The sequence below is a fragment of the Labrys wisconsinensis genome (genome assembly GCF_030814995.1).
GTDB classification, from domain to species: domain Bacteria; phylum Pseudomonadota; class Alphaproteobacteria; order Rhizobiales; family Labraceae; genus Labrys; species Labrys wisconsinensis.
Window position 1 is genome coordinate 92,269 of the sequence record NZ_JAUSVX010000007.1, and the last position, 26,556, is coordinate 118,824.

Sequence of the window (26,556 nt, forward strand, 5' to 3'; positions counted from 1 at the left end):
TCAGGATGCTCCTTGGACGGCGGCGGCCGCGCCGCCTTGCAGGGTGGGATGGGAACCCGGCGAACGGCCGAAGGCGAGGGCCATGACCTCGCTCTCGCCGGCCCCGCGCGGCAGCTCGCCGGCGAGGCGGCCGGCATGCATGACCAGGATGCGGTCGGCGACGCCGAGCACCTCCGGCAGCTCGCTGGAGACCATCAGGATGGCGGCGCCGCGTGCCTTCAGCCGCGCGATCAGCGCGTGCAGCTCGGACTTGGCGCCGACGTCGACGCCGCGGGTCGGCTCGTCGAGCAAGAGGACCCGTGGCTCGGTTGCCAGCCATTTGCCGATGACGACCTTCTGCTGGTTGCCGCCGGAGAGCTCGATCGTCTTCTTGCCCGGCTGGGCCGGGCGCACGCCGAGCGCGGCGATCAGGTCGGCGGCAAGCCCGGCCAGCGCCCGCGGGCCGACCAGGCCGAGGCGGCTGCGGCCGCGCATCCAGACCAGGCCGAGATTGTCGCGCACCGGCAGGGTGCCGACGAAGCCTTCCAGATGGCGGTCCTCCGGGACGTAGACGATGCCGGCCGCCTGCGCCGCCCGGAGGCTGCCCGGCGCCAGCGCCGCGCCGCCGACCAGCACCCGGCCGGCCCTCGGCTTCGACAGGCCGGCGATGCAGCGCAGCACCTCGGAGCGGCCGCTGCCCATCAGGCCGGCCAGGGCGACGATCTCGCCGGCGCGCAGGGTGAGGTCCGCCGCCTGCAGCAGGCCGCCGTCGGACAGGCCCGTCACCTCGACCAGGACGTCGCCGCGCTCGGTCTCGACATGGCGGAAGACGCTGCCGACGTCGCGGCCGACCATCATGGCGATCAGGGCGGCATCGTCGATCTCGGCCGTCCGCCGCTCGCCGACGAAACGGCCGTCGCGCAGCACGACGACACGCTGCGCGAGCGTGAAGATCTCCTCCATCTTGTGGGAGATGTAGAGGATGGCGGCGCCGCGCCGGACCAGCGTGGCGATGAGGCCGTAGAGCCGGTCGCGCTCGCGGGTGGAGAGCGCGCTGGTCGGCTCGTCCATGACGAACAGCCAGGCCTCGGCCAGGATTGCCCGTGCGACCTCGACCATCTGGCGCTGGCCGACGGTGAGGCGCCCGATCTCGTCGTGGGGATCGATGTCGAGGCCGAGCTCGCCGATGACGCGGCGGGCCTCGCGCGCCATGCGGCGGCGGTCGAGCAGGCCGAAGCGCCTGAGCTCACGCCCGAGGAAGAGGTTCTCCAGGACGGTCAGGTCGGGCGCCAGGCTGAAATGCTGGTGGATGACGCTGATGCCCCGGGCGTCCTCGGGCGAGCGGAACTGCGCCGGCATGCCGTCGACCAGGATCGAGCCCTCGTCCGGCCGGTAGACGCCGGACAGGCACTTGACCAGGGTCGACTTGCCGGCGCCGTTCTCGCCAGCCAGCGCCACCACCTCGCCGGCGGCGATGGCGAAGCTGACGCCGTCGAGGGCGCGCACGCCGGGAAAGAGCTTGCCGAGGCCGACGAGTTCGATGCGATGGCCGCCGCCGGGCGACGGCGCCGCGGCGATCCCTGCCCGCGCCGGCGCGGCACGGCGATGCCAGGCCGTCACCAGCACCTCGGGCTGGCTGAGCAGCACGGCGGCGAGCACCAGGGCGCCGGTGACGAGGTAGATCACCTGCTGCGGCACGTCCATGAAGGAGAGGCCGGTGTTGATGGCGCCGAGCAGCAGGGCGCCGAGCGCGGCGCCGGTGACGCTGCCCTCGCCACCGGAGAGCTTGGTGCCGCCGATGATGGCGGCGGTGATGGCGGTGAATTCCAGGCCGGTGCCGGCGAGCGGCTGGGCCGAGCCGAGGCGGCCGATGGTGACGACGGCGCCCAGGCCCGCCGAGGCGCCGGCCAGGGCGTAGACCGCCGCCAGCGTCCCGCGCACCGGCACCAGCGAAGCGCGCGCCGCCATCGGGTTGCCGCCGACGGCGTGGATCCAGCGCCCGAACACGGTGCGGGTCAGCACGAACCACCACAGGGCGAGGCAGAGCGCCGCGATCAGCACCGAGACCGGGATGCCGGCAAGGTCGGCCGAGCCGGCCGCCAGCAGGACGGGATCGTCGACCGGGATGCTCGAGGCATGCGACAGGCCGAGCGCCAGGCCGCGCGCGAAGGCCATGGTGGCGAGGGTGGCGATGAACGGGCTGATGCCGGCGAAACCGACCAGGGCGCCATTGACGAGGCCGACCGCCCCGCCCGCCGCGACGGCCGCGACGATGGTGGCGGCGGAGGAACCGGTGGCGCCGTAGACCCCGGCCGCGGCGATGCCGGCGAAGGCGAGCGTGCTGCCGACGGAGATGTCGATGCCCCGGGCGATGATGACAGCCGTCATGGCGAAGGCGACGATGGCGATGACGGCGCTCTGGCGGGCGATGCTGGCGAGATTGCCCGGCGCCAGGAAGCGCGCATCGGCCAGGCCGAAGCCGGCGAGCGCCGCCAGCAGCAACAGCGCCAGCAGGAGCTCGTTGCGTCGGGCGATGCCGCTGAGAAGGCCCTCGCGCATGCAGGTCTCCGGTCGTTCCGAATGGGCGTCTGCGGGTAAGTGCGCCGCACTTTCAGTCGTCATGGCCGGGCTCGTCCCGGCCATCCACGCGGACGCGACGTTCGCCTGTGTTCGCGTGGATGGCCGGATCAAGTCCGGCCATGACGAACCGCCTCACTTATATCAGGACGGCTCCTCAAACCCGGAGCCGCCCCCTCCTCCCGCAGGGAGAACGGGAGAAGGGAGCGCTCCAAACGAGCGCCGCCGAGGACAGGAGAAATCCGGCGGCGCTCCTGGCTCGGTTACTTGCCGACCGTCATGGCGCTCGCCGGCACCGAGGGACCGAGCTGGGCGGTGTAGTTCTTCGCCTCGATCTCGGCCTTGGCCGGCGTGATGTGCTCGAAGGTCACGCCCTTGGCCTTCAGGGCCTCGGCCGTGGCGTCGGAGGCGACGAAGAAGGTCGGCATGTAGAGGTCGTGGGGCAGCGTCTCGCCCTTGGCGAGGCGGGCGGCCACGGCGATGTTCCAATAGCCGACGCGATAGGCGCCGGTGAGCACGTCCATCACCATGGTGCCGCTCTCCAGGAGCGGATGCATCTCGCTGTCGCCGTCATAGCCGCCATAGAGCAGCTTGTGGTCCATGGCCTTGGCCACGGCGTCGGCGGCGAGGCAGAGGGAATCGGAGATGCAGCCGATGGCCTTCAGGTCGGGATAGGTGGTGAGCCAGGTCTGGGCCGCGTTGGTGGCCTTGGCCGAGTCCCATCCCGTCGGCTCGATGCCGACCACCTTGATCTTCGGGAATTCCTTGGCGAGCGTGTCGACGAAGGCCTTCTCGCGCGTGTCGGAGACGAAATTGCCGCGCGTGCCGACCAGCAGCGCCACCTCGCCCTCCCCGCCCAGCGTGGTGCCGAGCGCCTTGGCCACCAGCGACATGTTCTGGTAGTCGGGATAGAGGGTGGAGTAGTTGGCCCCGGCCTCGACCTTGTTGCCCATGGTGACGACGGGGATGCCGGCGGCCTCCGCCTTCTTCAGCACCGGGATCAGGGCGTTCTTGTCGAGGGGGTCGACCAGGATGGCGCTGACCTTCTGGTTGATGAAGTTCTCGATGATGCCGACCTGCTTCTCGAGGCTGCCCTCGGCGCTTTGCCAGCTCGACTTGACGCCGTAGTCCTTGGCGGCGGTGTCGCCCGCCTCCTTCATGCGCACGAAGAACGAGTTCTGGAGGTCGATGGCGGCGAGGCCGAGGACCGGCTCGGCCGCGAAGGCGACGCCGGTGCCGAGGACCATCGCGGCGGCGAGGCCGCCGAAGGTGATGCGACTGAACAACGTCATGGCTGGTTCTCTCCTCTGGTTGACGCCGGCCGTTTTCGGCTCGGCTTTCGTCTCGGGGCCGCGGCCCCGTCCTCACCTGCCCTGCATGCCCTCCGTACCGGCGCCGCAGACGAGGCCGCAGACGCGTTCGCCGGGCCGGATCGCCACGGCCCCGGTCATCAGCGCGGCGATCGAGGCCGCGCCGCTGAGGTCGGCGGCGATGCCGAGCTCGAACCAGAGCCAGCGGGCCGCCGCCTCGAGCGCCTCGTCCTCGACCAGGACGACCCGCTCGACCGCGTCCCGCACGATCTCGAAGATGCTCTCGTCGGTGCGCCCGCAGGCCATGGTCGCCACGCGGGTCGTCACCGCGGGCAGGCGCACCACCTCGCCCGCGCGCAGGCTGTCATGCAGCGTCGGCGAGCCCGTCGGCTCGATGCCGATGATGCGGGCCGACGGGTTCTTCTCGCGGATCGCCGTCGCCATGCCGGCGATCAGGCCGCCGCCGCCGACGGCGACGAGATAGACGTCGCAGGGACCGACATCCTCGATGATCTCCAGGGCGACGGTGCCCTGGCCGGCGACGATCTGCCGGTCGGCGAAGGGGTGGAAATAATAGGCGCCGCGCCGCTCCGCCTCGGCCCGGGCGAGCTCGTGCGCCTCGTCCCAGACCGATCCGCCGACATGCACCTCGGCGCCCCAGCCGCGCAGCTTCTCGATCTTCGAGGCCGCGGCGTTCCCGGGCAGGTAGATGGCCGCGGGCACGCCGGCGAGCCGGGCGGCACGGGCGGTCGCCACCCCGTGATTGCCGCCCGAGGCGGCGACGATGCCCCTGGTCAGCACCTCGGGCGGCAGGGTGAGGAGGCGGTTGGTGGCGCCCCGCGCCTTGAACGAGCCGGTGACCTGCAGGCATTCGAGCTTCAGCCAGAGGTCCTCGACGCCGAGCGGGGCGAAGAGCTGGTCGGCACGGACCATCGGGGTCCGCCGGACGTGCCCCCGGATGCGTTCGGCTGCCTGGGCGACGTCGGCGAAGTTCATCGGCTGCCGCTCCAGTCATAGGGGACGGCGACGACGAAGCAGCAATTGCCCGGCCTGACGCGTCCGGGCTGGCGGCGGGCGAAGAGGACCCCGTCGATGCGGTGCCGCAGCACGGCCGGCTCGCGTCCGGGATCGGTGAGGAAGTGGATGCGCCCGGCGACCGAGCCGGCCTGGACCGGCTCGCCCGGCGCCTGGGCCGCCTCGAACACGCCGTCATCGCCGGCGAAGCCGTAGGCGGCGGCGCCGGGGATGGTGAGGACGCGCGGCTCGCCCGCTGGCTTGACGAGGTGCTCGGGATCGATCACCCCGGCATGGGCGAGGACATTGCGGATGCCGCGCCGGCAGATGGCCAGGGCCTCGGCGCTCACCGTGCCGGCGCCGGCCATCTCGGTGCCGACCACGGTGAGCCCGGCATCGACGGCGGAGGCCGTCGAGGTGCGCCTCTCCCCGAGATTGTCCACCATGACGGTGGTCGGCGCGCCGAAGGCGAGCGTGGCGTCGATGTTGCGCCGGTGCTGGGCCGGGTCGGCCGCCGGCTCGATGATGGCGCTCGGCATGATCATCAGCGACGACCCGCCGGAATGGAGGTCGAGGAAGAAATCCGATTCCGGGAACAGCACGTCGTGGACATAGGCCGAGAGCTGGCGGGTCAGCGTGCCGGCGGGGTCTCCGGGAAAGGTGCGGTTGAAGTTGAGGCCATCGACCGGCGAGGTCCGCTGCGCGGCGACCACGGCCGGCAGGTTGATGGCGGGAATGGCGATGATCCGTCCCTGGATCCCGGCCGGATCGATGCTGCGGATCAGCTCGCCGAGGGCGATCGGCCCCTCATATTCGTCGCCGTGATTGCCGCCTTCGATCAGCACGGTCGGGCCGGTGCCGTTCTTCACCACGGCCAGCGGCACGCGGACGGTGCCCCAGGCATCGTCGTGCGGCGATTGCGGCACATGGAAGAAGCCGATCTGCTTGCCGTCCCGTCCGAGGTCGACGTCGGAGAAGACGGTGCTGCGCCGGGGCACGCGCGGCGCCTTCGGCAGGTCTTCCTCGGTCGGCACGATGATCCCGGACAAGCCAGCCTCCTGGGTGCGACGTTCCGATCCTCATCGTTTTATATTTGATGTCAAGTTCATTTATGAAATGATGGCCACGAACCGGTGCCACCCCTACAAGGGCAGCTCCAGGAGACGCCCATGAAGACCGACAGCCCGTCCTACTCCGCCCCGGCCCTTGACAAGGGCCTCGACATCCTCGAGCTCCTGGCCGCGCGCGAGAGCGGGCTGTCGATGAAGGCGATCGCCGACGAGCTCGGCCGCTCGAAGAGCGAGATCTTCCGCATGCTGATGGTGCTGCTGGACCGCGGCTACATCGCCCGCGATGCGGCGACCGACGAATTCACGCTCACCAACCGCCTGTTCAACCTCGGCTTGCGCACGCCCAGGGTGAAGGACCTCCTGTCCCGGGCGGCGCCGATCCTGCGCCAGCTGGCGGAAGAGTGCGGCCACTCGCCCCATCTGGTGGTGGTCCATCACGGCGAGACCGTCACCATCGCCGCCGTATCCGGGGGCGCCGACATGTCCTTCACCCTGAAGCTGGGCTATGGGCGCGTGGCGGTCGACGCGACCTCCGGCCAGGTGATCCTGGCCTTCCAGCCGCCGGAGGTGCGCCGGCACATGGTGGAGGAAAGCCGGCGTCTGCTCGACCGCGACCTCGATGAAGGCGAGCTCGGCGAAGCCTTCGAGCGCATCCGCGAGCAAGGCTACGAGATGCACGAGAGCCGCGACTTCGTCGGCATCACCGACATCTGCTGCCCCGTGCTCGGCGGCAATGGCGAGGCCATCGCCTGCGTCATCATCTCCTATGTCAACCGCCGCGGACGCACCAGCCGCCATGCGGAGGTGCTGGACATGCTCCGGCAGAGCTGCCGGGCCATCGCAGAGGAGATCGCATGAATCCCTTTCCAGCCAGCGGAGCCTGCCGATGATCGAGCGTATCGCCGAGGTGCCCGGCGGCGCCAGGCGCGGCGGCCACTATTCCCATGCGGTGATCGCGCACGGCTTCGTCCATGTCTCCGGCCAGGGCCCGGCGGACCCGCAGACCGGCCGCATCCCCGACGGCTTTGCCGACCAGGTGCGCCAGACCCTGGCAAATGTCCGCACCATCCTCCTCGCCGCCGGCGCCGACATGACGGACGTCGTCAAGGTGACGGCCTATCTCACCGACGTGACGCGCTTTGCCGAGTACAACGCCGTCTACAAGGAGTTCTTCCCCACCGACCTGCCGGCGCGCACCACGGTGGGCGCGCAGCTGATCGGCATCCAGGTCGAGATCGACTGCGTCGCCGCGATCGGGGGCGAGCGGGCGTAGAGAGGCCCGGGGGCCCAACCGAGACGATGAGAGGCCGCGGCGCGGCGCTCTCAAGCCATTGCTCGACGCCGGCTTTTCCCCTCCCCCTTGCGGGGAGGGGCAAGGGGTGGGGGTCCATCAGGATAGGACGCAGCGCACGTCGCAGCGCGCCCTTTGCAGGCCGATCCGCCCTATTCTGCACGACCCCCACCCCTTGCCCCTCCCCGCAAGGAGGAGGGGATCGGCAAGCGTTGCGTTTCAGACTGCTGGCGTCGCGCTCGACACGGCCGGGACGCCCCCTCACCCCACCGCCGGCCAGGCGATCGGCTCCTGCCAGGCCTCGTGGGTCAGCGAGAGCTGCAGGACCAGGACGTCGCCGAAGCGCGGGCCGACGATCTGCAGGCCGATCGGCATGCCGGCGCGGGAGAAGCCGCAATTGATCGAGGCGGCCGGCTGCTCCGACATGTTCCACGGCACGGTGAAGGCGATGTGCTCGAAGGGGCGGTCCGGGTCGTTGGTCGGCGAGGCATGCTCGGCCGGAAAGGACACGACCGGGTTCGTCGGCGACAGCACGGCGTCGACGCTTTGGAACAGGCGGGCGCAGGCCTGGCGCATCGCCAGGGTCTGATCATGGCCCCGGACGGCCCGCACGCCGGACATGGTCTCGGCCTTCGTAGCCCATGCGTGGATATAGGGCAGGATCCGGCGCTGGCGCTCCGGCGGCAGGAGCGAGATCTCGGCCCAGGCGCGGGCGCGCCAGAAATCGTCGAGGCCGTCGAGCATCGCCGCGGTGAGCACCGGGGGAACCGCCTCGACGATCGCGCCGGCCGCCTCGAAGCGCCTTGCCGCCGCCGTCACCGCATCGAGGATCTCGCGGTCGACCGGCAGGCCGCAGCCGGCATCGAGCATCAGGCCGAGGCGAAGGCCCCTGACGTCGGGCGCCTCGCCCGGCCAGTCCAGCGGCGTCGGCGGCAGGCTGGTGGCGTCCCGCCAGTCCGGACGCGACAGCGTCGGCATCATCATGACGGCATCGGCGACCGTCCGGGTCATCGGCCCGGCGCAGCGGCCGGGATAGTAGGGGTCGATGGGAACGCGGCCATTGCTCGGCTTGAAGCCGAACAGGCCGGTCCAGCCGGCGGGAATGCGGATCGAGCCGCCGATATCGGTGCCGACATGCAGCGGTCCATAGCCGGCCGCCGCGGCGGCCGCGGCGCCGGAGCTCGAGCCGCCGGGATTTTTCGCGAGATTCCAGGGATTGCGCGTCAGGGGGTGGAAGCTCGACAGTCCGGACGACAGCATGCCGTAGTCCGGGCAGGTGGTCTTGGCGAACAGGATGGCGCCATCCTCGCGCAGCCGCGCGGCGGCCGGCGCGTCCTGCCTGGCCGGCGCAAGCTCGCTCGCCGCCGAGCCGCGCGGCACCGGATCGCCCTCGGTGGCGATCAGCTCCTTGACCGTGACCGGCATGCCGTCGAGCGGCCCGATCGGCGCGCCGCGCCGCCAGCGCTCGGTCGAGGCGGCGGCCTCGCGGCGGGCGCGTTCGGGAGCATAGGCGTAGAGCGCGGCGATCTTCGGCTCCGCGGCGGCGATGCGGGCCTCGACGGCGGCCCATGCGTCGAGCGGCGTGACCGACCCGGTGCGGAAGGCGGCGAGGAGCTGGCCGGCCGTCCAGTCGGCGAGCGAAGGCGGCGGTGCGGGCATGATGTCCCCGTTCAGATGCAGCGGCCGCCGTCGACTTCCATGGCGACGCCGGTGATCATGCTCGCTTCGTCGGAGCACAGGAAGGCGGCGGCGTTGCCCATGTCCTCGGGCGTGGAGAAGCGGCCCAGGGGGATCGTCGCCAGGAACTTGGCCCGCATCTCCGGCGTGTCCTCGCCCATGAAGGTCTTGAGCAGCGGGGTTTCGCCCGCCACGGGATTGATGGCGTTGACGCGGATGCCGAACGGGGCGAGCTCCACCGCCATGCCGCGCGTAGCGGTGATCGCCCAGCCCTTGGAGGCGTTGTACCAGGTGAGGTTCGGGCGCGGGCTGACCCCGGCGGTGGAGGCGACGTTGAGGATGACGCCGCGCTTCTGTTCCTTGAACAGCGGCACGACGGCGCGGGCGCCGAAATAGATCGCCTTCATGTTGACGCGGCCGATGTGGTCGAACATCGCCTCGTCCAGCGTCTCCAAGGGCTGCGGCAGATGGCCTATGCCGGCATTGTTGACGAGGATGTCGAGGCCGCCGAAGGCCTGCTGCGCCCTGTCGAGAGCCGCGGCGAAGCCGGCCGCGGTGCCGACATCCGCCTCGACGGCCACGGCCATGTCGGGCAGGGAGCCGGCCACCCGCTCGGCGCCGGCCAGGTCGCGGTCGGCCACGACGACGCGCGCGCCCTCGGCGGCGAACTTGCGCACGATGCCTTCGCCGAAGCCGGAGCCGCCGCCGGTGACGATTGCGATCTTGCCGTCGAGCCTCATGGGCTTCCTCCTGCTCTTGTCGGCGCGCCTCAGTCGAGGCGGATGAACACCGCCTTGGTGTCGAGATATTCGGCGAGGTGCTCGGTGCCGCCCTCGCGGCCATAACCGCTCATCCCGGTGCCACCGAAGGGCACGGCCGGATCGATGGCGTGGTAGGTGTTGACCCAGACCGAGCCGGACCTGAGCGCCCGCGACAGGCGATGCGCCTTGCCGACGTCGCGGGTGAACACGCCGGCGGCGAGCCCGTAGGGCGTTGCGTTGGCGCGCGTCATCGCCTCCTCGAGCGTGTCGAACGGCATGGCGGAGATGACCGGCCCGAATATCTCCTCCCGGGCGATGGCCATGCTGTCGGAGACGTCGGCGAACACGGTCGGCGCCACGAAATGCCCCGCCGCCAGCGCCCCCTCGGTCAGGCGCGTGCCGCCCGTGACCAGCCGGGCGCCCTCGCGCGTCCCGGCATCGAGGAAGCCTTCGACTCGCGTGAGTTGCCGCGCGGAGATCAGCGGCCCGATCTCGGTGGCGGGATCGGCGCCGTCGCCGATCCGCAGCGCCCTGGCATAGGCCGCGACCCGCTCGACGAAGTCGTCATGGATCGAGCGCTCGACGAAGAGGCGCGAGCCGGCGATGCAGATCTGGCCGGAATTGGCGAAGACCGCCATGGCCGCCACCGGCACGGCCCGTTCCAGGTCGGCGTCGGCGCAGACGATCACCGGCGACTTGCCGCCGAGCTCCAGCGACAGGCGTTTCAGATTGCCGGCCGAGGCGCGGACGATGCTCTGGCCGGTGGCGGTCGAGCCGGTGAAGACCAGCTTGTCGACGCCGGCATGCTCGGCGAGCGCGGCGCCGGCCTCGCTGCCGGTGCCGGTCACGACATTGACCACGCCCTCGGGCACGCCGGCCTCCTGCATGAGGTCGGCGATCAAGAGCGGGGTCAGCGGCGCCTCCTCGGAGGGCTTCAGCACCACCGTGCAGCCGGTCGCCAGCGCTGGGCCGATCTTCCACACCGAGGCTGCGGCCGGCGCGTTCCAGGGGATGATGGCGCCGACGACGCCAACCGGCTCGCGGCGGGTGTAGGAGACGACATCGCCGGCCAGGGAATTGTCGATGGTCTCGCCGTTGAGAGCGGTGGCCATGCCGGCATAGAAGCGCAGCATGCCGATGACCCGGTTGCGGTTGGCGCGCGTCCGCGTGATCGGCATGCCCATGTCGAGCGTGTCCGACTGGGCAATCTCCTCCCAGTGCTTCTCGAAGAGGTCGGCGACCTTCAGCAGCAGCACCTGACGCTCATAGGGCTTGAAGCGGCTCCACGGCCCCTCGAAGGCCCGCCGCGCCGCCGCCACCGCCCGGTCGATATCCCTCTGGTCGCCGCGCGGCACGCGGGCGAGCACCGCCCCGGTCGCCGGGTTGCGCGTCTCCAGCGTGTTGCCGGAGGCGCCGCCGACCCAGGCGCCGCCGATCAGCATCGGGCGCATGCCGCCGTCGACGGGCTGGCGGAGGGCGACGGTGTCGTGAGCTGCGGGCATGGTGCCTCCCTGCCTTTCAAGCGAGCGCCTGCAGGGCCGCCTTGATGAAGTCGAGCCGCATCTCCGACCCGCAATGCGACGAATTCCCGTGCAGCGCGCGGTCTTCGGGCGTCATGTAGACGTGCCGGGGCACCGCCCCCAGGATCGCCGCGACCGCGTTGTGCGCCGGGCTGACATAGATCCACTGGCCGTAGCTGCCGAGGGCCTGGTAGTCGCCGCCTTCGCGCGTCCACCAGAGATAGCCATAGCCGGTGAAGGCCGAATCCGCCCCGCCGGCGACGCCGCGTTCGCCGCCGAAGTCGAAGGCGAAATTCGGCGCCGTCGGGCTGGTCGACGCCTTGACCCAGCCTTCGGGGAGCAGGCGGCGGCCGTCGATCACGCCGTCGGACAGCATCAAAAGCCCCCACCTGGCATAGTCGCGCAGGGAGGCGCCGCAGCAGCTGCCGACGACCTCGTGCCCGTCGTCGCTGTCGAGGATGAAGAAGCCGTCCTGCTCGCAGCCCATGGGCTTCCAGACCTTGTCGGAGCAGTAGTCGGAGACGGTCATGCCCGTGGCGCGGCTGAGGATGTGGCTCAGCAGGAACGTGTCGCCGGTGTTGTAGTAGAACTGCGTGCCGGGCGGGTTGGCGCGCGGGCGCGTCCTGAGGTAGTCGACGATATAGTTCGGCCGGCGGGCCGCGATCACCTTGATGTAGTGCTCGGCGACATCCGTGGTGAGGTCGTCGGTGTTCTCGACCCAGGCGACGCCCGAGGCCATGTGCAGGAGGTTGCGGATGGTGACGCCCTCATAGGCCGAGCCGGCCAGCTCCGGCAGGTAGTCGATGATCGGCTGGCCGATGTTGCCGATTGCCCCGTCCTGGACGGCGGCGCCGACCAGGATGGCGGCCAGCGACTTCACCATGGAGGAGGATTGCCAGCAGCGCCGGGGATCGAGGCCCATGGCGTAGCGCTCCAGCCTGATCTCGCCGTCCTTGACGACGAGGAGGCCGCTGACGAACTCCCGCCGCATCAACTCGTCGATCGTGCGCGTCGCGCCATGGCTCTCGAAGGTGAGGTCCAGCGGCGCGCGCGCCTGCGGCAGGGGCCTGGGCGTGCCCCTGGCGATGGTGCGCGTCGCCCAGATCCGATCCCAGTTGAGGAAGCCTTCCGCCTGGATGTTGGGCGACCACAGGAGGAAGTCGCCCGCCAGGTGGCGGCGCAGGAAGGGCTCGACCGGTTCGCCCGTGACGGTCTCGGTCAACATGCTCTGCTCCCTCACAATCTCTCGATGGCTTCGCCGGCCGGGACGGCCCTGCCGTAGCGGCGCGGCTGGTCGATGCGCGGCTCGGCCTCGATCAGCCGGCGCGTGTAGGCATGGGCCGGGCGCCGGAACACCTCGGCGGCGGCGCCGGTCTCGACGAAGCGGCCGCGATGCATGACGGCGACGCTGTCGGAGATGGTCTCGACGACCGCGAGGCTGTGGCTGATCAGCAGGAAGGCGATGCCGTGCTCGTCGCGCAGCGTGCGGATCAGCCGCAGGATCTGCGCCTGCACGGTGAGGTCGAGGGCCGAGACCGGCTCGTCGGCGACGACCAGCTTCGGCCGGCCGATGATGGCGCGGGCGATGGCGATGCGCTGGCGCTGGCCGCCGGAGAATTCGTGGGGGTGGCGGGCCGCGTCGGCCGGCCGCAGCCCGACGCTCGCCAGCGTCTCGCCGACGAGGTCCTCACGAGCCCGGCCGCGCGGCGCCGCGGGATCGAGGAACAGCGGCTCGGCGACGATGCGCCCGACGCTCTGGCGCGGATCGAGCGAGCCCTGCGGATCCTGGAACACCATCTGGAAGCCGCGCCGCAGCTTCAAGAGGTCGCCGCGCGCCTTGGCGAAGATGTCCTCGCCCTCGAACAACACCGTGCCCGCGGTCGGCCGGTCGAGGCCCATGACGATGCGCGCCAGGGTCGACTTGCCGCAGCCGCTCTCGCCGACGATGCCGTGGATGGTGCCGGCGCGGACCGCGAAGCTGACGCCGTCGACGGCCTTGGCGCCGCCGCGGCCGGCATAGGCGCGCTCGAGCCCCACCACATCGAGCAGCGGCGGCGCGCCGGGCGCGGCCCGCCGCTCCGCCGCGGGACCGGCCGCCAGGGACCGCGGCAGGGCGGCGACCAGCCGCTGCGTGTAGGGCTGCGACGGGCGGTGCAGCACCTCCGCGGTGGCGCCGGCCTCGACGCAGCGGCCGGCATGCATCACCAGGGTGCGCTCGCAGATGCTGGCGACGACGCCGAGGTCGTGGCTGATCATCAGGAGCGACATGCCGAGCTCGGCGATCAGCTCGCCCAGGAGCTCCAGCACCTCGGCCTGCACGGTGACGTCGAGCGCCGTGGTCGGCTCGTCGGCGATCAGCAGCGAGGGGCCGGGCGCGAGAGCGATGGCGATGCCGACGCGCTGGCGCTGGCCGCCGGAGAGCTCGTGCGGATAGGCGTCGATGCGGTGCGCGGCGTCGGGGATGCGCACGCGGTCGATGAGCCGCAGCGCCTCGGCCCGGGCCGCGGCGCGGTCGACCGGTCGGTGCGCCAGCAGCCCCTCGGCGATCTGGTCGCCGATGCGCATGGCGGGATTGAGCGCCGTCATCGGCTCCTGGAAGATCATGCCGATGCGGGCGCCGCGCACCGCCTGCATCTGGCGGTCGTCGAGGCGCAGGAGATCGACGCCGTCGAGCGTCACCCGCCCCTCGGCGCGCAGGCCGCCGCCGAGCAGGCCCATGATCGCCAGCGCGGTCAGCGACTTGCCGGAGCCGGATTCGCCGACCAGGCCGAGCGTCGCACCCTGGGGAATCGTGAAGGCGACATCCTCGACCAGCGGCGCGGGCGGCCGATGCCGCCGCCACAGGCGGATCGCGTCGATGGCGACGGCGAGCGTCACGGCCGGGCCTCCGAGCGCGGGTCGAACAGGTCGCGCAGGCCGTCGCCCATGAGGTTGAGCCCGAGCACCGCCAGCGCGATGGTCACGCCGGGCGCGATCGCCATCCATGGCGCCTGGCCGAGATAGGTCTGGGCATCGCTCAGCATCCGTCCCCAGCTCGGCGCCGGCGGCGCCAGGCTGAGGCCGAGGAAGCTGAGGCCGGCCTCGACCAGGATGGCGAGGCCGACCTGGATGGTGGCCTGCACGGCGAGCGCGCCGGCGATGTTGGGCAGCACATGGTCGAGGGTGATGCGCAGCCGGCCCTTGCCGGCCGCCTGGGCCGCAAGGCAGAAATCCTGCGACCAGACCCTGAGCGCCACGCCGCGCGAGACGCGGATGAACACCGGCACGTTGAACAGGCCGATGGCGATCACCGCCGTGGCCCCGCCCGGGCCGATCAGGGCGGCGATCATGATGGCCGAGATCAGGGCGGGGAAGGCGAAGACCACGTCGGCCGCCCGCATGATCGCCTCCTCGGTCCAGCCGCGCGCCGCCGCGGCGGCGGTGCCGAGCGCGACGCCGAGGGCGGCGCCGAACAGGATGGCGAGGAAAGCGATCGACAGCGAGTTCCAGGCGCCCGCCATCAGCATGGAGAAGATGTCGCGCCCGAAGGCGTCGGTGCCGGCGAGGCCGGAGACCAGCGGCGCCTTCAGCTTCTCGGCGAAGCGCATCCGGGTCGGCGCCTCCGGCGTCCAGAACCGCGACAGCACGGCGACGGCGACGAAGGCCCCGGTGAGGACGAGGCCGGCATGGAGGCGGACGCGCGGCGGGAAGATCGAGCCCGGCACCGGGGAGGCCATATCAGCCATCACGCCCTCCTCAGCCGCGGATCGAGCCAGAGATAGGCGAGGTCGACCAGGAAGTTCACGGTGATGACCAGGCCGGCGAACAGCATGGCGACGTTGCGGATGACGATGAGGTCGCGCTGGGCCAGCGACTGGTAGGCGAGCCGCCCGATCCCGGGCAGGTTGAAGACGTTCTCCACCAGCACGGCGCCGGCGACCAGGAAGGAGAATTGCAGCCCGACGATGGTGACGATCGGCACCAGGGCGTTGCGCACGGCATGGCGCCACAGCACGCGCCGCGCGCTGAGGCCCTTGGCCCGGGCGGTGCGCACGAAGTCCTCGCCGGCGACCTCGAGCACGGCCGAGCGCGTCACCCGCGTCAGCACCGCCGCCTGCGGCAGGGCGAGCGCGAGCGCCGGCAGCAGCAGCGCCTTCATCGCGGCCGCGGGGTCGCTCCAGCTGGGGAAGCCGCCGGCGGAGAACCAGTGCAGCGTGGTGGAGAACAGGAGGATGAACAGGATGCCGAACCAGAAGTCCGGCACGGCGATGCCGACCTGCGCGAGGCCGGAGGCGATCCGGTCGGGCGCCCTGCCCTGCCCGGCGGCGGCCGCGACCCCGAGGCCGACGCCCAGCGCCACGGCGATGGCGAGCGCCAGGGCGGCGAGCGGCAGCGTCACCGCCAGGCGCTCGGCGATCAGGCCGCCGACCGGCACGCCATAGGTGGCGGAGCGGCCGAGATCGCCGGTGAAGGCGCCGACGATCCAGGCGAGATAGCGGACATAGCCGGGCTGATCGAGACCGAGCTGCTGCTCGAGCGCCGCGATGGTGTCGGGCCGCGCCGCCGTGCCGAGCAGGATGGCCGCCGCATTGCCCGGCAACAGGTCCAGCACCGCGAACACCAAAAGCGACGCGACGAACAAGGTCAGCGCGAAGGACCCGAGACGGCGGAGGATGGTGCGGCCCATGGGCAGGCTGGCCCTCTTGCTCCGGCGCCGGCCGCCCCGGCCGACGCCACCGGGCGGACGCGGCGCCGCGAGGCTATTGCGCCCAGGAGGCGTCACGGACATACATCTGCGAGATCGGCTCGTTCGGCCAGAGCCCCTGCAGCTTCGCGTCCCAGATGTTGAGGCGAGGCAGGTCCATCAGGTAGAGCGCCGGCACCTCGTCGGCCAGGATCTTCTGCGCCTCGCCGTAGAGCTTGCTGCGCCCGGCCTCGTCGGCGAGCTTGTCGGCCTTGGCGACGAGGTCGTCGAAGGCGGCGTTCCTGTAGCGGAAATAATAGGCCGGCCGCGCATAGATATCGATGTCCATCGGCTCGGCATGATCGATGATGGTGACGTCGTAGTCGTACTTGACGAAGACCTCGTCGATCCATTTGGCCGGGAACTCGCTCGGCACGATGTTGAGCGTGATGCCGACCTCGGACAGCATGGCCTGCATGATCTCGCAGGACCGCGTGGTGTAGCTCATCTGCGGGCACTTCATGGTGACGGTGAAGCCGTCGCCGTGCCCGGCCTCGGCCAGGAGCTGCCTGGCCTTGGCCGGGTCGTAGGGCAGCACGCCGGTGAGGTCGACATAGCCGGGGTCGGTCGGGGCGAAATGGCTGCCGATCGGGGTGCCGTAGCCGGAGAAGGCGCCGTCGATGATCGCCTTGCGGTCGATCGCCTGCATCATCGCCCGGCGCACCCTCGCATCGTCGAGCGGCGGCTTGGAATTGTTGAGGCCGGCGACCAGCTTGCGCGGCGTGGCGCCGACCACGGTGGCGAAGCGTGCATCCTTCTGGAACTCGCCGAACAGCTCCGGCGCGGTGAAGTTGGGGAAGCCGTCGATGTCGCCGGCCCTGAGCGCCGCCGCCTGGGCCTGGGCGTCGCCGATGAAGCGGAAGGTGACCGCGGCGAGCTTGGGCACGCCCTTGTCCCAATAGTCGTCGTTGCGCGCCAGCTCCACCCGGTCGCCGCGCTGCCAGGCCTTGAACTTGAAGGGCCCGGTGCCGATCGGGTCGGTCTTGTTGGTGCCGACCGTCTTGGGGTCGAGCATGACGGCATCGCCCCAGGCGAGGTGGTAGAGGAAGAGGCCGGCCTGCTGCTTCAGCCTGATCACCGCCGTCATCGGGTCCGGCGTCTCGATGCTGCCGATCGGCGCGAAGAACTGCTTCTGGGCATTGGTGGAATCGGGCGCGCGGGCCCGGTCGAGCGAGAACTTGACGATCGAGGAGTCGAACGGCGTGCCGTTGTGGAAGCGCACGCCCGGGCGCAGCTTGAAGGTGTAGGTCAGGCCGTCGGGCGAGACGGTCCAGCTCGTGGCGAGCAGCGGCTGGATGCGGCCGTCCTTGTCGAGCGTGGTCAGCCCTTCGTAGAGGTTGCCCCAGGTGACCTCGCGGATCGCCACCGGCGCGGAGATGGTCGGGTCGAGCCCGGTCGGCTCCACCGCCATGCCGAGCGTCAGCGTATCCTTGGCCGGCGCCGGCGAGGCGCCGCACAGCAGGGCGACGGCGGCGAGCGCCAGCCCTCGTCCGATCCGATTCGTGATCATCGTCCCGTTCCCCGTATCGACGTCGTTGCCGTCATCGGCGGCCTCGTGGCCGCTCGCCTTGCCGCCGCGGTCCGGCACGCCCGCAGCGGCGCGCACCGGCAGACCCCGCGTCGCGCGGGTTCCGCAAGCCTGCTCGGAGCGTAGGAGGGCCGTCGCAAAGTTGTCAAATAATTTTATTGCTTTTGCCGGACCGCGATGAAACCTTCGCGATCGTCCGCCGGGCCTGCCGCGCAACATCGATGCAGGCTGGCCCCGGGGACGGCGGCAGGGATCGAGGGCATCATGACGGCGCTGCACTACTGGTCGATCATCGAGCTTTCCGAAAAGATCCGGCGCGGCGAAGTCTCGCCGGTGGAGGTGGTGCGCACCGTGCTGGCGCGGATCGAGGCCCTCGACGGGCGCCTCAACAGCTACATCACGGTGATGGGCGAGCAGGCCCTGGCGCGGGCGCGCCTCGCCGAGGAGGAGCTCGGCCGCGGCCAGTGGCGCGGGCCGCTGCACGGCGTTCCCCTGGCGGCGAAGGACCTGTTCGCCACCCGGGATGCCCCGACCACGGCGGGGATGAGCATCTATCGCGACCATGTGCCGGACCACGATGCGACGGTGATCGAGCGGCTCTACGGCGCCGGCGCCATCCTGCTCGGCAAGCTGACGCTGACGGAGGGCGCCTATACCAACAACCATCCGCTCTATCCCGTGCCGCTCAACCCCTGGAACGCCGATTACTGGGCCGGCACCTCGTCGAACGGCTCGGGCGTGGCGACGGCGGCCGGCCTGACCTTCGGCGCCCTCTCCACCGACACCGGCGGCTCGATCCGCTTCCCCTCCGCCTGCAACGGCATCACCGGCATCAAGCCGACCTGGGGCCGCGTCAGCCGGCACGGCGTGTTCACGCTGTCGCATTCGCTCGACCATGTCGGCCCCTTCGCCCGCAGCGCCGAGGACGCCGCCGCCATCCTCGGCGTCATCGCCGGCCCGGACGGTCGCGACCCGACGGCGCTGAGCGCCGACGTGCCCGACTATCTCGCCGCCACAGCCCGCGGCGTGCGCGGCCTCAGGATCGGCGTCGACGAAGGCTTTATCGCCACCGGCACCCATCCGGAGGTGGTGGCCGCGGTCGAGGCGGCGCGCCGCGTCCTGCAGGGGCTCGGCGCCCGCATCCGGCCCATGTCCTTCCCCTCGCCCTACGAGGCGCTCCGCGGCTGGTTCCACATCTGCGGCGCCGAGACGGCGCGGGTGCACGCGGCGACCTATCCCTCGCGCGCCGGCGAGTACCATGCCGGCATGGCCGGGCTGATCGAGCACGGCCGCGCCGTCAGCGGCGAGACCGTCGCCCAGGCCTGGGTCGACCGGCTCGCCTTCTCCGGGCGCCTCGCCGCCGCGTTCCAGGACGTCGACCTCCTGCTGATCCCGACCATGACCACGCCGACGCCGACCCTGCCCGAGCTCGAGGCGTTCGGCGCCGACGACGAGGTGCTGCTGCAGATGATCCGCTACACCGCCCCCTTCGACCTCGCCGGCAATCCGACGATCGTGCTGCCCTGCGGCTTCTCCTCGGCCGGCGTGCCGATCTCGCTGCAGCTCGTCGGCAAGCCCTGCGCCGAGGACCTGCTCTGCGCCGCCGGCCACGCCTACCAGCGCGCTACCGACTGGCACCTGCGCCGGCCGCTGGCGTGAGGGTGATCCGGGAGACAGGGCATCGAACGCGACGGCGGCCGTTCCCTTCCCCTTGCGGGGAAGGGTAAGGGATGGGGGTCCATCAGGACAGGGCTCAAGCTCAGTCGAGGGTCGCAGCCTGATCCTGAGTCGTTGAGCTCTACGTCCACGACCCCCACCCTTTATCCCTCCCCGCAAGGGGGAGGGAAGACGCAAGCGTCGCGGTCTTATTAACGAATGGACGCGTCTCGCTCCACCGGAGTCGCTACTGCCGCCCCCGCGTCGGATGCCGAGATGAAGTCGATCAGGCGGAGGCGGGCGGCGTCGATGTGCTTCCACATCGCCGAGCGGGCGCCGTCGGCGTCGCGCTCGCGGATCAGGGCGAGGACCTGGCCGTGCTCGCGCAGCACCGCCACGCCGCGATGGCTCGGCAGGAAGTGGATGAGATGGCGCATCTGCAGGCGGGCGTCGCCGGGCCGGTATTCGAGCGAGCGGACCGCATCGACGAAATGGCCGTTGGTCGTCGCCAGCGCGATCGACTCGTGGAAGAGATAGTCGAAATGATGGGTGATGGCGCCGGCCGCGTGCGCGTCCTCGAACCGGCGCATCGCCGCCTCCATTCGCTCCATGTCGGCCGGCGTGCGCCGCCGGGCCGCGAAGAAGGCGGCTTCGGGCTCGATCACCTCGCGAAACTCCAGGTCATCGAGAAGATGCTGCATCTGCACCGGCGAGAACGGAGCCGATGCCGCCGCAGCGCTCGGGGCCTCCTCGCCGCCCCGGACATAGTTGCCGGAGCCGCGCTGGGATTCGATCAGGCCGTCGCGCCGAAGGATGTCGAGCGCCTGGCGCACCACCGGCCGCGACACGCCGAAGGTCGCCGCCAGCTCCGCCTCGGACGGCAGCCTGGCGCCCTTCTCGAACTTGCCGGAGGCGATGGCGTGGCTGAGGCTGCGATGGACGCGCTGATGCAGGCCGCCCGGCCTGTCCGTCTCGAACAGCCCCTTGCTCGCGCCGGCCCGCGCGCGGCCCGTGCCCGTCTGGTCCGAGGAATCCGCCACGATCCGCCCCGATGCCGTATCGAAGTTGTAAAAAATAATAGCATCGACGGCGACCGATCGCATCCGGCGATTTGCGACGTCCGCTGCCGCGGATGCGGCGGTCAGCCCTTGACCGCGCCGCTCGCCAGCGACCCGCCGATATAGCGGTAGGCGAACAGGCTGATCAGCAGCGGCGGCAGGGTGCTGATCACCATGACGGCCGCGGCGATGCCCCAGTTGACGCCGCCGCCGCTGGCCGAGAAGAAGAAGGAGGCGCCGACCGTCATCGGCACGGCGCGCCGGGTGGTCAGCATCAGCCCGAACAGGAACTCGTTCCAGGCATAGATGAAGGCGAGGATCAGCGAGGAGGCGATCACCGGCAGCGACAGCGGCAGCACGATCCTGATCAGGATCGCCACCGTGCCGGCGCCGTCGACGCGGGCGGCCTCCTCGATCTCGATCGGCAGCTCGCGCAGGCTGTTGACGATCAGCACCAGCACCAGGGGCAGGTTGACCAGGCACAGGATCAGGGCGAGGCCGGTGCGGGTGTCGAGCAGCGAGAGCTGCTGGTAGACGAGGTAGATCGGGATCGAGAAGATGATCAGCGGGATCGCCCTGAGATTGGTGACGATCGGCAGCAGCCATGTCTCGCCGACGCCGTAGCGCACCACCGCATAGGCGGCGGGAAAGGCCAGCACCACCGAGAGCAGCGCGCCGAGGCCGGCCGCCGCCAGGCTGTTCCAGAGGTAATGGGTGATGTCGAAGCGGTCGCTGATCTCGGCGATGGCGCGGTAGTTCTCCAGCGTCGGCGTCTCGATGACCAGCGAGGCGTTCGAGGCGATCTCGCCGGCGCTCTTGAACGAGGCGACGAGCGTGGCGATCAGCGGGAAGTTGAGGACGAAGGCCGCCAGCACGAAGACGGCGATGCGCAGGATCATCATCAGCGGCGCAGCTTTCATCGGCGGATCCTCGCCAGGCGCAGCAGCACGAACAGCACCACGAAGGAGAGCGCCAGCAGGATCAGCGAGGCGGCGACGGCGACACCGATATCGTTGCGGCGGAAGAAGGCCTCGTAGATGTAGATGCTGATGGTGGTGGTCGAGCCGCCGGCCCCGCTGCCGGTCAGCACATAGACGTTGTCGAAGACGCGGAAGCTGTCGATGAAGCGGAAGAAGGCGGTCACCAGGATCGTCGGCAGCATCAGCGGCAGGTCGACATGCCGGAGCGCCCCGAGCGGCCCGGCGCCGTCGAGCGCCGCGGCCTCGCGCAGCTCGTCCGGGATCGCTCGGTAGGCGGAATAGAGGATCAGCAGCGCGAAGGGCGTCCATTGCAGCACCTCCACCACCACCAGGGTGCGGAAGGCGTTCTGGCCGTCGAGGAAGGCCGGGCTGTCGCCGGTGAAGAGGGTGAGGTAATAGGGCACGACGCCGACGAATTCCTGCAGGACGAGCCGGTACATCAGCCCGACCAGCGCCGGCGCCAGCATCATCGGCAGCATCAGGATCGCCATCAGCCAGGGCGCCCTGGCGAGGAGCGGGGCGAGGAAGATCGCCAGGAACAGGCCGAGCACGAGCTGCGCCAGCGAGGCCAGCACGGCGAACTTCAGCGAGAAGCCCATGGCGCCCCAGAAGGCGCCGTCGCCGAGCACGGCGGCGAAATTGCCGAGGCCGCTGAAGCTCGGAGCGCGCAGCGTCTCGAAGGTGACGCGCGACAGCGCATAGACGATGTCGATGGCGAAGGGCAGCCCGAGCAGCGCCAGCAGGAACAGCGTCATCGGCGCGATCAGGAGGTAGGGCGTTCGCCGGTCAACGATCTCCATCAAGGCCTTCCGGTTGGCAGGGGCCCCTATCCAGTCGGGAAGGGGGGGTTGAACGGTCGCCGTGAAGGGGCGCAGGCAAGGTGGGTCTTCTCGGCTTGCCAAGAGGCTCAGGGGACCTCTGCAGATCGGTGCGCTACGCTTTCCGCCGTCATGGCCGGGCTCGTCCCGGCCATCCACGCGAACTCCGTCGGTTCAGAAGGGATGTCGCCCCTGTCGCGCAAGCACTGCGATCGTCGCGTTCTCCGCGAAATCGAATTCGATTTCGCTTGGGATGGGCCGGGACGAGCCCGGCCATGACGGATCATCTCACTTGTCCCGAGCGACGCGTTAGTCCCTCGCCCCTGCCTCTCTCCCGGCCGGGAGAGAGGTTTTCGCGGGTGCCCGCGCCTCATTTCTTCAGGAGCCCGGTCATCGCCTTGTCGGCATCGGCCAGCGCCGCGTCGAGCGTCGAGCTGCCGCCCCAATAGCCGGTGAAGGCCTTGGCCTGCGCCTCGTAGACCGGCAGGGCCGCGGCCGAGGTGGCGCCGGTCATGACGTAGCCGTACTGCCCGGCGAAGGCGCCGAGCTTCACCAGGTCCGGCCGCTCGGGCAGCTTGGCGGTGATCGCCTCCGACACCGCCGGCGAGCCGCCGGCCTTGGCATAGGCGGTCATCGCCTCCGGGGTCGCCAGCCAGTCGAGGAACTTCAGCGCCTCCTGCTTGTGGGCCGAGGCCTTGTTGAGGCCGAAGCCCAGGCCGTGGATATGGGTGAAGCGTCCCTGCGGACCCGCGGGCGGGGCGACGGTGCCGATCTTGCCGGCCACGGCCGGGGTCTTGTCCTTGTTGTCGAGGTCGGCGGCCGCGGCGTTCCACTGCAGCATGGTCGCGACCTGGCCGGAGCCGAAGGCGGCATTGGCCTCGGCGAACTCGGCCGAGAGCGAATCCTTCGGCGAGGCGCCGGCGTCGTAGAGCGTCTTGTAGAGATCGAGGCCGGTGCGGTAGGCGGGCGAATCCACCGTGATCCTGCCCGAGGCGTCCATCCAGTCGGCGCCGTAGGCACGCGGCAGGGACTGGAACACCATCATGTTGAAGAGCAGGTTCTTCATCTGCAGCGCGGTGCCGTAGCGCACCGGGCTCGCCGGGTTGACGCTCTTGGTGAAGAACAGCGCCGTTGCCGCCCAGTCGTCCCAGGTCCATTTGTCGGGATCGACCGGGGTCAGCGCCTTGCCGAGATATTTCTGCGCAATCTCGCCATAGGTCTTCTTCCAGTCCTCGTCGGCGAGCAGCTTGTCGATCAGGTCCTTGCGATAATACATGAAGTGCAGCGACAGGTCGGTCGGCACGCCGTATTGCTTGCCGTCGAACTGCATGGTCGTGAGCACCTTGTCGGAGAACACGTCCCTGGCGCCGGCCGGCAGGGTGATCGGCTCCATGAACGGGGCATATTTGCCGATGGCGTAGGTCGCGAGCAGGTTGAGGTCGAACTCGCCCGAGCCGGCGGCGAGGTCGGCCTGCAGCTTGTCCCAGAAGCCGTCGCGGTTGAAGAAGATCAGCTTGACCTTCTCCGCGTCGCTGACGCCGGACTGGGCGTTGTAGATCTCGGCGACCTTGCGCAGGGCCGTCTCCTCCGGCCCGCCCGGCCAGCCGACCACGGTGACTTCGGCCTGGGCCGGCAGCGTTCCGGCACCGGCGAGCGCGCAGAGCCCGAACAAGGCGGATGTCAGCTTGAGTCTCATCGGTTCCCCTCGATTGCGCCTGGTGTCGTTGTCGCGAGATCGGCGATGCCGATCAGGCCCGCATTCGCGCCCAGCGCGGCGGCGCGAAGGTCGGGCCGAAACTCCTGTGGCAGGCCCGCGAGGGCGAGACGCAGCCGGTCGAGATAGCCCGGCGCCAGGCCGAGGCCGCCGCCGATGACCACGAGGTCGGGATCGAGCTCCAGCTGCAGCGCCCTGAGCCGCCACGCCACCGGGACGATCACCGCATCGAGCAGGCCGAGTGCCCAGGCCTCGCCGGAGGCGGCCGCGGCCAGCACCGCCGGCGGCTCCTCGCTGCGCCCGCCGGCACGGGCGAGGCGGGCGAGCGCGGCGCCGGAGCCGATCGCCTCCAGCATCGCCTCGCCGGCCGCGGTCTCGACCGGGGCGACGCCGAGATGGCCGGCGAGGCCGCTCCGTCCGGCGACCAGCCTGCCGCCGAGGACGATGCCGCCGCCGATGCCGGTGGAGATGGTGAGGAACACCATGTCGGCGCCCTGCCCGGCACCGTGGCGGTACTCGCCCCAGGCTGCGGCCTGGGCGTCGTTGCGGGCGGCGACCGGCACTCCAAGCCGCTGCGACAGGGCTGCGACGATGGGAAAGCCCGCCGGCACCGGCAGGGTCTCGGGGTTGAGCGCCGACCAGCGGCCGCCGCTGACGCCGCCGGTGAGCGCCACGCCGGCCCGGGCGAAGCGCCCGCGCCAGGGCGCGGCGAGGCAGGCCATGGCGTCGAGCCAGGCCTCGGCCCCCTCCCCGCGCGGCGTGGCCGCCTGGACGCTCGCGAGCACCTGCGCGCCCTCGACCAGCGCCGCCAGGATCTTGGTGCCGCCGAGGTCGATGGCGAGGACGGGCCCGGCCGTCATGCGCGGCCGCCTGCGGCCAGCGGGCCGCGCCGCCCCTCCGCCATGGCTCCGGCGAACCAGGCGGTGATGTGCTCGGGCCGCGTCACGGCCGAGCCGACCACGACGGACCAGGCGCCGGCCCGGCTCGCCGCCTCGACCTCTTCGGCCGTGCGGTATCGCCCCTCGGCAAAGACCGGCCCGCCCAGCTCCTCGGCGCAGGCCTCGACCAGGACGATGTCCGGATCCTCCGGCACCGGCCCGCCGGTATAGCCGGACAGGGTGGTGCCGACGACGTCGCAGCCGGCGTCCCGGGCGCGGCGCGCCTGCGAGCGTGTCGCGATGTCGGCCATGGCGATGCGCCCGGCCAGGTGAACCTCCTCGGCGAGCGCCAGCACCGGCTCAGGCCGGTCCCGGTCGGTGGCATCGAAGGCGACGATGTCGGCCCCGGCCTCGGCCAGGGCGGCGACGTCCGCGCGCGTCGGCGTGATGATGATCGGCGTCGTCGGATCGACGCGCTTGACGATGCCGATGATCGGCAGGTCCGTGGCGGCGCGCACCGCCCGCACCCTCTCCACCCCCTCGATGCGCAGGCCCGCCGCCCCGCCGGCCACGGCGGCAAGGGCAAAGGCCACGACGATCTCGGTGCGATCCATCGGGCCGCCGACCACGGGCTGGCAGGAAACCACGAGCCTGCCCCTCAGCCGATCGAGTACGGAGTGCACGTGTGCGGTTCCAGTCTGCGCCTGATCGGGTAGGAGCTTAGGATGGAACAGACCGGTATGCAACCGGTATGAGACCAGTTTGAGAACTATCAGTTCTACATGGGATCGCCGGCGTCAACTCCGGTCGATTTCGTCCTTGATGAAGCGGGAGACAGCTTCATCGGTCTCGTAGAGAGCAAAGCGCGGATAGCCGAGACCACTATCGCTCCAGGTCAGGTGAACAATGGCGAAGCGTCCGTCGCTCGTCTCAACCAAAACGTCGTCATTTGCGTCACTTCGAGCGACGATCATTCCACTTGATCGTGCAAGCGGATGTGCGCCGGCCACTTCAATATCATAGCGGCGCTGGAAAGCATCGTGCTCATCGCCCTCGTCAAGCAGACGCCAAGGACAGGAAACCGAAATTGCCATTGCATATGCACTCCTAAACATTCCAAAATCTCAAATATTATTGATATACCTACAATATAAACCAAACATTCAAGTAGTATTTATGATGTCAAGACCACGAAGTCCGCCTACCGCTGCAGCTCCATGAGAAAATCATAGCGGTCGCCGCGGTAGCGGCTGCGGCAATATTCGACGGCGCGGCCGCCGGCGAGGAAGCAGCGGCGCTCGATCTCCAGCACCGGCGCGCCGCGGGAGAGGCCGAGGAGCCTCGCCTCCTCGGTGCCGGCCACGGCCGAGCGCAGGCGCTGCAACGCCCGCACCGGCTCGTGCCCGAGCGCCTCCAGCGCCTCGTAGAGCGAGGTCGTCACCAGGTCGGGGTCGGGCAGGAACTCGGCCGGCACCACCGAGAACTCGACCGCCATCGGCTCGGCGTCGGCGGTGCGCAGCCGGTTGAGCCGGCAGACCTCCGCCCCCGGCGACAGGCCGAGCGCCATGGCTTCGGCCGGCAGGGCGACACCCCTTTCTCGCCCGAGCCAGACGGCGCCGGGCTGATGGCCGCGGGCCAGCATGTCCTGGGAGAAGCTGGTGAACTGGCCGGCGGGCTTCTCGACCCGGTCGGCGACGCTGGTGCGTGCGCCCGGACGCTGCACCAGCAGGCGGTCGTCGACCAGCGCCTTGATCGCCTTGCGCACGGTGACGCGCGAGAGGTTGAGGCGCTGCGCGAGGTCGCGCTCGCCGGGGATCGCCGCGCCCGGCGGGATCAGCGCCTCCCGGATGGCGCCGCGGAAGGCCCCTTCCAGGCGCTGATAGAGGGCGGTGGGACTGTCGGCATCGAGCCTGGCCGCATCGCGCAGATAGGTGACGAGCTGGTCCGTGTGTTCGAGCGCGACGCCCGATTGCCCATCCGTCATGACAGATCCCGACTCGGC

The 26,556-nt window shown here is 70.6% G+C and carries 21 protein-coding genes and 1 pseudogene; 3 read left to right on the forward strand and 19 right to left on the reverse strand.

From position 1 onward, the window contains the following. From QO011_RS19075 to QO011_RS19090, 4 genes are all read right to left on the reverse strand, one after another. The gene (locus tag QO011_RS19075; protein ID WP_307275075.1) at nucleotides 1-2,538 is read right to left on the reverse strand and encodes an ATP-binding cassette domain-containing protein; all 2,538 of its coding nucleotides are present in this window, start codon (nucleotides 2,536-2,538) and stop codon (nucleotides 1-3) included. A gap of 281 nt (nucleotides 2,539-2,819) precedes the next feature. After that, nucleotides 2,820-3,848, reverse strand: coding sequence for a sugar ABC transporter substrate-binding protein (locus QO011_RS19080; protein WP_307275077.1), 1,029 nt, complete (start codon nucleotides 3,846-3,848; stop codon nucleotides 2,820-2,822). 72 nt (nucleotides 3,849-3,920) lie between these two features. Continuing rightward, the gene (locus QO011_RS19085; RefSeq protein WP_307275078.1) at nucleotides 3,921-4,862 is read right to left on the reverse strand and encodes a threonine ammonia-lyase; all 942 of its coding nucleotides are present in this window, start codon (nucleotides 4,860-4,862) and stop codon (nucleotides 3,921-3,923) included. Continuing rightward, a complete protein-coding gene (locus tag QO011_RS19090) occupies nucleotides 4,859-5,929 on the reverse strand; it encodes a succinylglutamate desuccinylase/aspartoacylase family protein (RefSeq protein ID WP_307275079.1) in 1,071 nt (356 codons plus the stop codon). Before QO011_RS19090 ends, QO011_RS19085 begins: the two co-directional genes overlap by 4 nt. Before the next feature lie 120 nt (nucleotides 5,930-6,049). Here QO011_RS19090 and QO011_RS19095 point away from each other — a divergent pair, with 120 nt between their 5' ends. Together QO011_RS19095 and QO011_RS19100 are read left to right on the forward strand one after the other, a co-directional pair. After that, complete coding sequence (locus tag QO011_RS19095) at nucleotides 6,050-6,808, forward strand: IclR family transcriptional regulator (RefSeq protein WP_307275081.1); 759 nt, start codon at nucleotides 6,050-6,052, stop codon at nucleotides 6,806-6,808. A gap of 28 nt (nucleotides 6,809-6,836) precedes the next feature. After that, nucleotides 6,837-7,223 carry a RidA family protein gene (locus tag QO011_RS19100; protein WP_307275082.1) on the forward strand — a complete coding sequence of 129 codons (387 nt, stop codon included), beginning with the start codon at nucleotides 6,837-6,839 and terminating at the stop codon, nucleotides 7,221-7,223. 279 nt (nucleotides 7,224-7,502) lie between these two features. On the opposite strand, the gene QO011_RS19105 is transcribed toward QO011_RS19100, so the two are convergent. The 8 genes from QO011_RS19105 to QO011_RS19140 all read right to left on the reverse strand — a co-directional run bounded on the left by QO011_RS19105 (nucleotide 7,503) and on the right by QO011_RS19140 (nucleotide 17,432). Next, a complete protein-coding gene (locus QO011_RS19105; protein ID WP_307275085.1) occupies nucleotides 7,503-8,900 on the reverse strand; it encodes an amidase in 1,398 nt (465 codons plus the stop codon). A gap of 11 nt (nucleotides 8,901-8,911) precedes the next feature. Then, nucleotides 8,912-9,658 (reverse strand): glucose 1-dehydrogenase, encoded by a 747-nt coding sequence (locus QO011_RS19110; RefSeq protein WP_307275087.1) that lies wholly within the window; start codon nucleotides 9,656-9,658, stop codon nucleotides 8,912-8,914. 29 nt (nucleotides 9,659-9,687) lie between these two features. Then, nucleotides 9,688-11,181: an aldehyde dehydrogenase family protein gene (locus QO011_RS19115; RefSeq protein ID WP_307275089.1), complete on the reverse strand. Its 1,494-nt coding sequence runs from the start codon at nucleotides 11,179-11,181 to the stop codon at nucleotides 9,688-9,690. Between the two features lie 16 nt (nucleotides 11,182-11,197). Continuing rightward, nucleotides 11,198-12,424 carry a serine hydrolase domain-containing protein gene (locus tag QO011_RS19120; RefSeq protein WP_307275091.1) on the reverse strand — a complete coding sequence of 409 codons (1,227 nt, stop codon included), beginning with the start codon at nucleotides 12,422-12,424 and terminating at the stop codon, nucleotides 11,198-11,200. An 11-nt stretch (nucleotides 12,425-12,435) separates the two neighbouring features. Beyond that, the gene (locus tag QO011_RS19125) at nucleotides 12,436-14,076 is read right to left on the reverse strand and encodes a dipeptide ABC transporter ATP-binding protein (RefSeq protein ID WP_307275092.1); all 1,641 of its coding nucleotides are present in this window, start codon (nucleotides 14,074-14,076) and stop codon (nucleotides 12,436-12,438) included. Continuing rightward, nucleotides 14,073-14,915: an ABC transporter permease gene (locus QO011_RS19130; RefSeq protein ID WP_307275615.1), complete on the reverse strand. Its 843-nt coding sequence runs from the start codon at nucleotides 14,913-14,915 to the stop codon at nucleotides 14,073-14,075. Before QO011_RS19130 ends, QO011_RS19125 begins: the two co-directional genes overlap by 4 nt. An 8-nt stretch (nucleotides 14,916-14,923) precedes the next feature. Beyond that, nucleotides 14,924-15,865 carry an ABC transporter permease gene (locus QO011_RS19135; RefSeq protein ID WP_307275094.1) on the reverse strand — a complete coding sequence of 314 codons (942 nt, stop codon included), beginning with the start codon at nucleotides 15,863-15,865 and terminating at the stop codon, nucleotides 14,924-14,926. Nucleotides 15,866-15,938: 73 nt separating this feature from the next. Beyond that, entirely contained in the window at nucleotides 15,939-17,432 is a 1,494-nt protein-coding gene (locus tag QO011_RS19140) for an ABC transporter substrate-binding protein (RefSeq protein WP_307275618.1), read from the reverse strand. Nucleotides 17,433-17,714: 282 nt separating this feature from the next. Between QO011_RS19140 and QO011_RS19145 the strand changes: the two genes are divergently transcribed. After that, nucleotides 17,715-19,109: an amidase gene (locus QO011_RS19145; protein WP_307275096.1), complete on the forward strand. Its 1,395-nt coding sequence runs from the start codon at nucleotides 17,715-17,717 to the stop codon at nucleotides 19,107-19,109. A 209-nt stretch (nucleotides 19,110-19,318) separates the two neighbouring features. On the opposite strand, the gene QO011_RS19150 is transcribed toward QO011_RS19145, so the two are convergent. The 7 genes and pseudogenes from QO011_RS19150 to QO011_RS19180 form a co-directional block, all read right to left on the reverse strand. Beyond that, nucleotides 19,319-20,146 carry a FadR/GntR family transcriptional regulator gene (locus QO011_RS19150; RefSeq protein WP_307275098.1) on the reverse strand — a complete coding sequence of 276 codons (828 nt, stop codon included), beginning with the start codon at nucleotides 20,144-20,146 and terminating at the stop codon, nucleotides 19,319-19,321. A 101-nt stretch (nucleotides 20,147-20,247) separates the two neighbouring features. After that, nucleotides 20,248-21,084 (reverse strand): carbohydrate ABC transporter permease, encoded by an 837-nt coding sequence (locus tag QO011_RS19155; protein ID WP_307275100.1) that lies wholly within the window; start codon nucleotides 21,082-21,084, stop codon nucleotides 20,248-20,250. Next, nucleotides 21,081-21,944 (reverse strand): carbohydrate ABC transporter permease, encoded by an 864-nt coding sequence (locus QO011_RS19160; protein ID WP_307275102.1) that lies wholly within the window; start codon nucleotides 21,942-21,944, stop codon nucleotides 21,081-21,083. Before QO011_RS19160 ends, QO011_RS19155 begins: the two co-directional genes overlap by 4 nt. 388 nt (nucleotides 21,945-22,332) lie before the next feature. Then, the gene (locus QO011_RS19165) at nucleotides 22,333-23,658 is read right to left on the reverse strand and encodes an ABC transporter substrate-binding protein (RefSeq protein ID WP_307275105.1); all 1,326 of its coding nucleotides are present in this window, start codon (nucleotides 23,656-23,658) and stop codon (nucleotides 22,333-22,335) included. Beyond that, nucleotides 23,655-25,237, reverse strand: a pseudogene (locus QO011_RS19170) (putative N-acetylmannosamine-6-phosphate 2-epimerase). Before QO011_RS19170 ends, QO011_RS19165 begins: the two are co-directional and overlap by 4 nt. Nucleotides 25,238-25,351: 114 nt before the next feature. Then, nucleotides 25,352-25,648: a hypothetical protein gene (locus QO011_RS19175; RefSeq protein WP_307275106.1), complete on the reverse strand. Its 297-nt coding sequence runs from the start codon at nucleotides 25,646-25,648 to the stop codon at nucleotides 25,352-25,354. Nucleotides 25,649-25,755: 107 nt separating this feature from the next. Further along, nucleotides 25,756-26,538 (reverse strand): GntR family transcriptional regulator, encoded by a 783-nt coding sequence (locus tag QO011_RS19180; RefSeq protein ID WP_307275108.1) that lies wholly within the window; start codon nucleotides 26,536-26,538, stop codon nucleotides 25,756-25,758. Nucleotides 26,539-26,556 lie beyond the last annotated feature (18 nt).